General features: G+C 64.9%; 7 protein-coding genes and 2 pseudogenes. 8 read left to right on the top strand and 1 reads right to left on the bottom strand.

Translation table 11 applies throughout. From position 1 onward, the window contains the following. The 8 genes and pseudogenes from ACFPN9_RS26415 to ACFPN9_RS26380 form a co-directional block, all read left to right on the top strand. The coding region (locus tag ACFPN9_RS26415) for a phospholipase D-like domain-containing protein (RefSeq protein ID WP_377817917.1) at positions 1–1,743 on the top strand (1,743 nt) is incomplete at its 5' end. A 313-nt stretch (positions 1,744–2,056) separates the two neighbouring features. After that, positions 2,057–3,745, top strand: coding sequence for a ParB N-terminal domain-containing protein (locus ACFPN9_RS26410; protein WP_067254305.1), 1,689 nt, complete (start codon positions 2,057–2,059; stop codon positions 3,743–3,745). Between the two features lie 95 nt (positions 3,746–3,840). After that, on the top strand, positions 3,841–4,314 hold the full coding sequence (locus tag ACFPN9_RS26405; protein WP_067254303.1) for a hypothetical protein: 474 nt from the start codon (positions 3,841–3,843) through the stop codon (positions 4,312–4,314). Next, positions 4,311–5,198 (top strand): annotated as a pseudogene (locus ACFPN9_RS26400) (DUF7007 domain-containing protein). The gene ACFPN9_RS26405 and the pseudogene ACFPN9_RS26400 overlap by 4 nt, the downstream one beginning before the upstream one ends. A gap of 177 nt (positions 5,199–5,375) precedes the next feature. Continuing rightward, positions 5,376–5,522 carry a hypothetical protein gene (locus ACFPN9_RS26395; protein ID WP_377817916.1) on the top strand — a complete coding sequence of 49 codons (147 nt, stop codon included), beginning with the start codon at positions 5,376–5,378 and terminating at the stop codon, positions 5,520–5,522. A gap of 401 nt (positions 5,523–5,923) precedes the next feature. Further along, positions 5,924–6,511 carry a hypothetical protein gene (locus ACFPN9_RS26390; RefSeq protein ID WP_067254301.1) on the top strand — a complete coding sequence of 196 codons (588 nt, stop codon included), beginning with the start codon at positions 5,924–5,926 and terminating at the stop codon, positions 6,509–6,511. A gap of 267 nt (positions 6,512–6,778) precedes the next feature. Then, a pseudogene (locus tag ACFPN9_RS26385) lies at positions 6,779–7,705 on the top strand (ArdC family protein). A gap of 353 nt (positions 7,706–8,058) precedes the next feature. Then, positions 8,059–8,367 carry a DUF736 domain-containing protein gene (locus ACFPN9_RS26380; RefSeq protein WP_067254298.1) on the top strand — a complete coding sequence of 103 codons (309 nt, stop codon included), beginning with the start codon at positions 8,059–8,061 and terminating at the stop codon, positions 8,365–8,367. A gap of 150 nt (positions 8,368–8,517) precedes the next feature. Here the strand turns inward: ACFPN9_RS26380 and ACFPN9_RS26375 are convergent, their stop codons facing one another. After that, entirely contained in the window at positions 8,518–9,294 is a 777-nt protein-coding gene (locus tag ACFPN9_RS26375; RefSeq protein ID WP_377817915.1) for an alpha/beta fold hydrolase, read from the bottom strand. Between the last annotated feature and the right edge of the window lie 98 nt (positions 9,295–9,392).

The raw sequence follows: 9,392 nt of genomic DNA, 5'->3' as shown, positions 1-9,392 counted from the left end.
GGGGATCTCTCGGTTCAGGGTTGGCGTTCACAACCCAAACCTAACCGGCAATCGCCGGTGACCACCGTCAGCTACACCACGCTATGGGACACGACCCCTCCCGTCACTTTTGTCGGCTTTGCTATCCAGTATCGCGAGCCTGGTTCCCAGGTGTTCAAGACCGTTCGCAACCGCATTGGATTTCCCGGGCAGCCGGTTCCCGATGGCGGCATCCGCTCGACCGAAGCCCCCATCCAAAAGTTTCGCTGGGTCCACTTTCCCTTCGACGCTGGGCTCGAAGGGCCGTTCCTCTATCGCATCACCCCGATGTTCATGGATGCCGCCGGCGCTTTGGAGCCCGGTGAGGCGCAGGAGGCGGAACTGGCGCTGATGCGCCAAACCATTCCCGGCAAGCTCAATGTCGCCTTTACCCGCGGCTTCGTCTCCTCGCAGGCTTTTGTGCGCAACTTCGCAGCCGGCGGGCCGGTGACAACGTTGGTGCCGCCCGATGGCGATGAGGGGCTGGACTTCGTCCCGACCCATGCCCATGCCGAGCGAGCACTCGCCTGGATGGGCTTCGAGGCGCGGGCGGAAACGCTCGCCATCCTCGATCGGGCGCGAGAGGTTGGAGCGCAGGTCCGTGTCATCGCCTATGACCTCAACCTGCCAGAGGTAGTCGAGCGGTTGGAAGCGCTTGGCCCAAACCTCAAGATCATCATCGACGACAGTGCCAAGACGAAGGGTCACGGCCGCCCGCACTCGCCGGAATCGAGGGCTGCGGAGCGGCTGATTGCCTCGGCGGGCGTTGCGAACGTAAAGCGCCAGCACATGGCCAACCTGCAGCACCAGAAGTCCATCGCGGTGAGCGGCGGCGGCATTGAAACGGTTCTTTACGGATCGACCAATCTCAGCTGGCGCGGGCTCTACGTCCAATCGAACAACAGCCTCGCCGTCCACAGCACCAGCGCGATCAAGGATTATTTCAAGGCCTTCGAGGCCTATTTCAACGCGGAGGGTGCCGATGATTTCCGCTCTTCGGCGAGCGCGGCGGGGTGGATCGAATTCGGGCTCTCGGGCGTCGATGCGAAGGTCGCCTTCTCCCCCCATAGCGACGCCAATGGTCTGCTCGATGAGATAGGTGCCGATATCGAGCAGGCGGAGTCGAGTGTCCTTTTCTCGCTCGCCTTTCTCGGTCAGACCACTAAAGGCGCCATCGGTCCGGCCTTGGGAAGGGCGTTGGAACGCCCCAAGGTTCATGTCATGGGCATCGCGGATGCGCGCGTTAAGGCGGGCAATCTCGGGCTAACCGTGCTTACCCCCGACAACCGCCGTAAGGTGGTGCGCGCCGCTGCGCTCACCGGCAACGTGCCGCCGCCGTTTCTTACCGAACCATCGGGGCTTTCAGGTCCGGACGGGAAGCAGCGCGGCACGAGAATGCACCACAAGTTCCTGGTGCTGGATTTCGACAAGCCAACAGCGCGTGTCTATCTCGGATCCTACAATTTTTCCGAACCCGCCGATGACGAGAATGGCGAGAACCTCGTGCTCGTCCGCGACCGGACAGTGGCGACCAGCTACATGATCGAGGCATTGCGGATCTACGACCACTATGTTTTTCGGGTTGCCTCCGAGCAGACACAAGGTGCTGTGCAACCGCTCGAGCTGAAACTGCCTCCTAAGCAAGGGAAGGCACCCTGGTTTGCGCGTGACTGGACAGATCCCATCCGTATCCGAGACCGCGAGCTGTTTTCGCGCGCCGACTAAAACGCATGTATCCTCTCTCGGCCGGCCTATTGCCAAATAGGAGATCGGCGAACGAAAAAATCTGGAAGTGAGAAAGCGGGAGAGTACCCCTCGCCGATCGGCCATTCCGGTGACGCTGACGCTCAACCGCCGCCGTCGCGATCCCGGCCCGTCGTCCTGCGCAGGGCTTTGCCCCGCTTGTCCATCCGGGCCGAGATGCTCGTCCGCAGTTGCACCGGCCTGTCCGCTCCGCGGGCTTGAGAGGGGTCTTCGGGAAGAAGACTGAACCGGACAGGTCGAGGCCATGTCCTGCACCCTCTGAAGGAGCTTTCCCATGCATCTCATGAAAGTCGATCCGCGCGCGCTGAAGGAGAATTCCGATCGGTCGCGCCAGACGAAATCCACTCCCCAGGCCGACGCGCTGCTCCTGGCGACGATCAAGGCGGTCGGGCTCGTCCAGCCGCCGGTGATCGCGCCGGAGACCGATGGCGGCAATGGCTACATCATTGATTCCGGACATCGCCGTGTGAGGCAGGCGATCGCGGCCGGGCTGGAGGAAATCGACGTGCTCGTCGTCGATGCCGCCAATGACAACGGCGCGATTCGCAGCATGGTCGAGAACATCGCCCGCGAGCCGTTGAACCCGGTCGATCAGTGGCGGGCGATCGAGCGGCTCGTCGCGCTCGGCTGGACGGAAGAAGCGATCGGCGTCGCGCTCGCACTGCCGGTGCGCCAGATCAAAAAACTCAGGCTGCTGGCGAATGTGCTGCCAGCCATGCTCGATCACATGACTAAGGGCGATATGCCCAACGAGCAGCAGCTTCGTGCAATCGCGGCGGCCAATCTCGACGAGCAGCGCGACGTCTGGAAGGCGCAGAAGCCCAGGAAGGGCGACCCGCAGGTGTCGTGGTGGAGCGTGGCGAATGCTCTTTCGAAGAAGCGCATGTATGCCCGTGACGCTAGCTTTGGCGACGATCTCGCCCAGGCCTATGGTATCTCCTGGGTCGAGGATTTGTTCGCGCCGGCCGACGAAGACAGCCGCTACACCACCAATGTGGAGGGGTTCCTCGGCGCGCAGCAGGAATGGATGACAATCCACTTGCCCAAGCGCGGCGTCATCACCGACGTCAACAACTGGGGCCAGGTCGTGCTCCCGCCCAAGGCGGAACGCGTTCACGGCAAGCCGGGCAAGGGCGACCGGACCGCGATGTATCTCGATCGGGACGGCAAGGTGCAGAGCGTGAACTTTCGGCTGCCGGAGCCGAAGAAGAGCAAGGGCGCGGACGAGGGCGGCGATGATGCGATCGTCATGGCGAAGCCCCGGCCGGACGTGACCCGCAAGGGCGTCGAGATGATCGGCGACCTGCGCACGGACGCCCTGCACGAGGCGCTGGCGCGTGCCCCAATCGAGGACGACATGCTGATGGCGCTGCTCGTGCTCGCGCTGGCGGGCCGCAATATCTCGGTCCAATCGGGGGCGTCCAGCGATGTTTACGGATTCGCCCGGATGGAGCGTCATGCCGTGCAACTCGTCGATGGCGACGGCAAGCTCACCTTCGACCGGGACACGCTGCGCGTCGCGGCTCGCTCTGCCTTGATCGACGTCCTCTCGGCCCGCGAAAACCGGACCAATAGCGGCATCGTCGCGCGCCTCGCCGGCGATGCGATCGGCGCTGACGGGTACCTGCCCACGATGGGCACGGAGGAGTTCCTGTCCTGCCTGTCGCGCCAGGCGCTTGAGCGCTCCTGCAAGGATACGCCGGTCCTGCCCCGCGCCCGGGTGAAAGATACGCGCGCTGCGCTCGTCGAGCACTTCACGGATCAGCGGTTCGTCCATCCGTCGGCGGCGTTCGCGCCGACAGCAGCCGAGGTCGCGAGCTGGCGCTTGAAGAGCGCGGTCGGCGCGGGTGACGACGCGGACGTCACGGCGGACGATGCCGATATCGGGTCCGGCGATGCCGCTGCACTCGACGACGTCGACCCTGACACGATCGACGAGGCTTACCGCGTCGCGGCGGAATAGCCCCGACTTTCGCAATCACGTCTGACCGACATTCCGCCGCCGGCCTCGTGCCGGCGGCGGTTTCGTTTCCACGCAACGCCATCACGGAGGACAACATGTCCGCGCATGCAATCTACGATCATGCACCCATCGGCTCGATCATCGCCTGGTCCGACGGCGCGCAGCGGCCGCCAGAGCGCTTCACCGAGAAACTCGCGGCGTGGCTGACCAGCAATAGCAAGAGACGGTTGGTCCGGAAGCAGCCGAGCAGGAGCATGGGCAATCTCAGCCTGTCGGCCAACTTCACTCTGCACGAGGCCGATTTCGGCGCCGGCGGCGTCGTCACGATCCGGGTCCATCGCACCTTCTCGCTGGACTCGATCCTGCACTTCAGCGTGGTCGAACGCCCGGCAATCGGGTCGGTGCGTGTCTTCGATCGGCCCGGCGAGGATGCCGAGCTTGTCCATCTCGCGTCACAGCTCTCGGCGGCGGAGGAATGGCTGTCGCGTCATGGCTATCCGCGCGCCGTGCTCCAGGAGGTCACGGCCGACGAGGTCGGCGCCGCTATCGTCGAGGGGAGGGCGGCATGAAAAGCGCCTTCGATTGCGACGCCGCGACCGATCCGGTTCCTGCGAATCCAGAGGTCGAGTTCGGGCGATCGTCCGAGGGTTTCCCGGTCGCCTGTGTCGGTGACAGTGCCTTCGCCATGTTGCCGGCTCGCGACGGTCGTTAGTATCTCGCGACGGGCTGGCGCATTTCGCGCCCACTCACCGAATGGCGTCGGTCCGATTTTTACGGCCATTCCGGCGGACTGGCGGATGAGGCGGCGTTCCGGGCGAAAGTTTTGGAGCACGCGGAGCATCTTCGCGAGAAGAGGGCGCTCGGGCGCAAGGACATCCACAGCAGGGCGCAGACGCCATGGGGCATCTCTCAAGGCGCGACTGTCTACGCAGAGGGCATCGAATCCCATTCGACCGCCGGGCATGGCGGTTTCAAGCTCTCGGCAGAGCGGAACGGACAGGTGCATGCGCTTCTGCGAGCGATGGACGGCTGGTACGAGGAGGACTGCGCCTGGGCAATCGTTGCGATCACCTTCCCCGACCTCTTCACCGGTTTCGAGCGGCGCTGCGCCGAGCGCTCGATCAATGATAGCTGGCCCGACGCATGGGAGACGATGTTCGGCGTCGTGCTCGGACCGGGCGAACCCTATGAGAAGGACCGGCGGGCTTTTCATGAAGCGCATGCCGAGGACTGGATCGTGGTCTCGGCCGTCACGTGCGGACACCACAAGGGGTTTGTCGAGTGCGTCGCCACGCCCGGCGGCCGGCGCGGCGTGGGCACCGAGGAGCGCCGCTTTCTCGTTGCTGCGGACGAGTATGCGATCGGCCGGTTCGGCTTCGTCATCAATCCGTCCCGTCATGCTGTCTATGGCGGGCCTTCCAGCTTCCTCGGCTGGCAGCACAGGACGTCGTAATGACGATCCCTCATGAGACGTTGACGCAGCTCTACCGCATGGAGGAGGCGCGCCGGCAGGTCCAGCGCCAGCTCGAGCTGATCGAGCGGCAGATCGCGCCGCGCGACCGCGCTGGTCCCGCAGCTGCACAAACGCCATGGCGATCGGCGAGGGAAACCGTCCGACATGTGCATGGTGTTGGAACGCTATCGCTCGACGCATGCTGCGCTGACGGCCGAGCGTCAGCCGGAGATCGACGCGCTGTCGCGCAAACTTTCGCGGCAGGACCAGGCCATCGCCGCCCATCACGAGCGTCAGCAGGTAGCGCTTTCGCGCGCGGCATGACCGGTATTGCGAGGGGCGGGCGTTGCAGGTCCGTCAGATCCGAGGCAATCGGCGGCGCATGGCTGCGAGGCCCCGAATGTCCGTTTCAGTTGCGTCACTGAGGCGAGGCCGGGCTGGCCCTCGTCCTCTCGGGTTTGCTGCGGTCTGAACCGTCGGCCAGGCGCTTCAAGGCCGCGTGCCGCGCCGCGTGGCGGCCGGCCTTCGCCGATCTCGCAGACGAGGCGCAGCGTCCTTCGCAAAGGCTTACGCCCTGCTTGGCCGCAAGCCTCGTCCGCTCGCCTGGCAAAGGCCGGGCCCTGATGCGCCAGGGCTTTCGACGGTTCGGGTCGACCGCACCCGAGGAGACGAAGGCCAAGCGCCGATCCGGCTCCGAGGGCGCAACCGAAGAAAGGACTTTTTCCATGGCCAAGACCGCACATTCACCCCCACAGACCGCCCGCATCGTGCCGCTCCGCAAGAGCACGACCATCGAAATGACCCGGCTTGCCTGCCCCGACACGCAGCAGGCCATCCTGATCTCCGAGAGTTTTGGGCTGCCGGTCCTCGATGGCGAGGGCATCCGCGACATGCACGAGCGACTGATCGTCGAGACGGCCGCCAGTCTGCAGGAAGGGCTCGGTGAAAGGGCGATGCAGATCCACCTGCAGCGCATCGTCGGGGCCTATGTCGGTTCGGCCCATGGCGCCGGACAGTTCTACTCCCGCGCGGTCACCGAGGCTCGTGATGCCACCGCCAAATCGGCCTGCGACGCTCGCGACGAGGATGTCGATGGCCCGGTCGGCTTCGACGGCCCCGCCCAGCGCAAGCGAGAATTTGCAGCCGATATGGGCGTCCAGGCCCATGCGCTGCTGATGGCGGCCGAGGGCGCGGTCACGGCCTACGAGCAGGTCATCGGCGAGAGGTGGAAGCCCTTCGAGCGAGCCGCCGAGACCACAAGTCCATCCGTCGATCGCAACGCGGCAGCGGTTCAGATGGCCGCCTTCGGCTGAGCCGGCGCGAGCGGGGCGCCAAGCCCCGCTCGTCATCTATCAGAGCCCGGTGCCAGCCTAACGAGGCAATATGAGGCGGGTGGTGGCAATCCTTCGATCGCGACCCGCCCGGGCCGGCGGTCTTAGCCGGGACGGCATCGGCTGCAACGGCTTTGCCGTCTTCCACTTCGTTCCAGCCCTTCGGGTGCAGCCATCGCCTGACCCCCGGCCTTTCGACCTCCGTGACGGGGTCGCGATCGGCGCGACTTCCACGATGGAGGTTGAATTATGAGCAGGTCAGAAGAGAAGCCGCGAGCGGACATTTATGCGCGGATCACCGACAGGATCGTCGCCGATCTGGAGAAGGGCGTGCGTCCCTGGATGCAGCCATGGCGTTCCGGAAGCGGCAGCGGCGGCGTGACACGGCCGCTGCGGCATAACGGTTTGCCATATAGCGGGATGAACGTGCTCCTGCTCTGGGCGGAAGCTGCAGCGCGCGGCTTCGTCTCGCCGATCTGGATGACGTTCAAGCAGGCAATCGAACTTGGCGGTGCTGTCCGGAAGGGCGAGACCGGCTCGACGGTCGTCTTCGCCAGCCGCTTCAAGAAAACCGAGACCGATGCCTCGGGCGATGCGGTCGATCGGGAGATTCCCTTCCTCAAATCCTACACGGTCTTCAACGCCGAGCAGATCGACGGCCTGCCCGCACAGGAACGCGGGCAATCAGAACCGTCGCATGACCCGATCGCGCGGATCGATTATGCCGATCGTTTCTTCGCCCAGACCGGCGCCGTCATCCGACATGGCGGCGACCGCGCCTACTACTCCCCGGCGACCGACCACATCCAGATGCCGCCTTTCGCGACGTTTCGCGATGGGGAATCCTAGGTCGCGACGCTGAGCCATGAGGCGACGCATTGGACGGCAGCTCGGCATCGCGCGAACCGCGATCTCAGCCGCTACGGCAAGGATCGGAGCGAGCGGGCGCGCGAGGAGATGATCGCGGAACTCGGAAGCTGCTTTCTCTGCGCCGATCTTGGCATTGTGCCGGAGCTGGAGCCGCGTCCAGATCACGCCAGCTATCTCGCCTCCTGGCTCAAGGTTCTGTCCAGCGACAAGCGCTTCATCTTTGCGGCCGCTGCGCATGCACAGCGGGCCGTCGCCTATCTTCATGGGCTTCAGCCGCAGGCCGGCTCGATCGCAGAGGCTGCATGAGTGGTCGAGTTCGATGATGCCTGAGCCAGTCCAGGATCACTGAAGGGCGCTACCACCATGCGTTCCCTCGGCTGTTTCCAAGGGCCTTGCGTCCACTGCGTCCTCGATGGGCATGTCTGACCGGAGGCCGTCGTCGCTGGCGCGCCGTCTCGCTCTCACACCTGCAACCGCCGGGAGCGACTTTCTTCCCCTGGGCCCTGCGGTCCCATTCCTCGCGGGACAAGAAAGCCGCTCCCGGCCGTCCTTCACTGCGTTGCGGCCCCGCTGCGGTGCAGGTCGATCGCCTCCGGTCTTTCGACTGCCATCGAGGCCGCGATGGGCGCAGGCCACGAGAAACCAGAAGGAACTACGACATGGCGATCATCGGCAGCTTCACCTCGAACGGCGACGGCTTCAACGGCACGATCAAGACTCTCAACCTCAACGTCAAAGCCAAGATGGTGCGCCCGGAGCGGTCATCCGAAAAGGGTCCGGCCTTCCGCATCCTGGCGGGCACTGTGGAGTTCGGCGCGGCCTGGCAGAAGACCTCGGATGAGGGGCGCGACTATCTTTCGGTCAAGCTCGACGATCCAAGCTTCCCCGCCCCCATCTACGCCAACCTGATCCAAGTCGAAGGCACGGAAGGCCTCCAGCTCATCTGGTCCCGTCCGACCCGCAACTGAGCCCCAGCCCAAGATGGCCCCGTCGCGAGGCGGGGCCAATCCTCCCGCAGCAGCAGCCGCAGCGCCGGCGAAACCCCCTCGCCTTTTCGCCTCATCAATCCTTGTTGGTTCAAACGACAGCCGCCCCTAGAAGCTCTCGGAGCGCCGTGGTCAAACCACATCAGCCTCAACAAGATCGGTCGGTTTGCTTAGACGCTCTTCCTCGGTTCCCGTCGTCTCGAGGATGAGTCGCACCGTCTCGTCCGGGCGGTCCCACATCGGGAAGTGACCGCATTTGGAGAACCAGTGCAGCGTGGCGGATGGGAACGCCTCATGAGCGCGAGCGGCCTGTCGCGGCAAGCACAGGCGGTCCTGGCGACCCCAGCCGATGACCAGAGGACGAGCGGGATCGGCCGTCGGTCCCGTTTGCTCGGGCCCTGTCGCAAGATCATGCACGAGGGCGTCGAAGATCTTGGTGACGGCGAAGCTTTGCAGTTCGGTCGCTACAACCTCCCCATCCAGGTGCCAGGGTCTTGCCGAAAGCTGCGCCAGAAGCGCGCTACGCATCACCGCGGAGCGTGAGAGCCCCGGCAGCACCGGACGCAGTCCTCGGACAAGACGGATCGATAGCGCGAGCGTTGTCCGGAAGTAGGTGCGCTCCCAGCCTCTCCAGAAACCGCCAGGGTCCAAAGCGACAGTGGCGCCAACCCTGCCGCGGCGCGCCATCTCCAGGGCGATCCGCGCCCCGAGCGAGCTGCCTACGATATCAATGCCCTCCAGCCCCTGATCCAGGATGAAACGCTCCACGCTGTCAGCTAGACCGGCGAAGGTGCCGCTGTCTGCCGCCGCCGGTGTTTCGCCATGCCCCGGCAGATCGATCGCGGTAACCTCACGCGACTTCGACAATGCCGGAAGGATCGTGCTCCAGGACCGCCACGTCCCGCCCAAGGGTCGTGTCCCATAGCGTGGTGTAGCTGACGGTGGTCACCGGCGATTGCCGGTTAGGTTTGGGTTGTGAACGCCAACCCTGAACCGAGAGATCCCCG

This window comes from Allobosea massiliensis (genome assembly GCF_042655245.1).
Taxonomy (GTDB): Bacteria; Pseudomonadota; Alphaproteobacteria; order Rhizobiales; family Beijerinckiaceae; genus Allobosea; species Allobosea massiliensis.
Note: the sequence above shows the minus strand (reverse complement) of the source record. Positions and strands in the feature narration are given on the sequence as shown.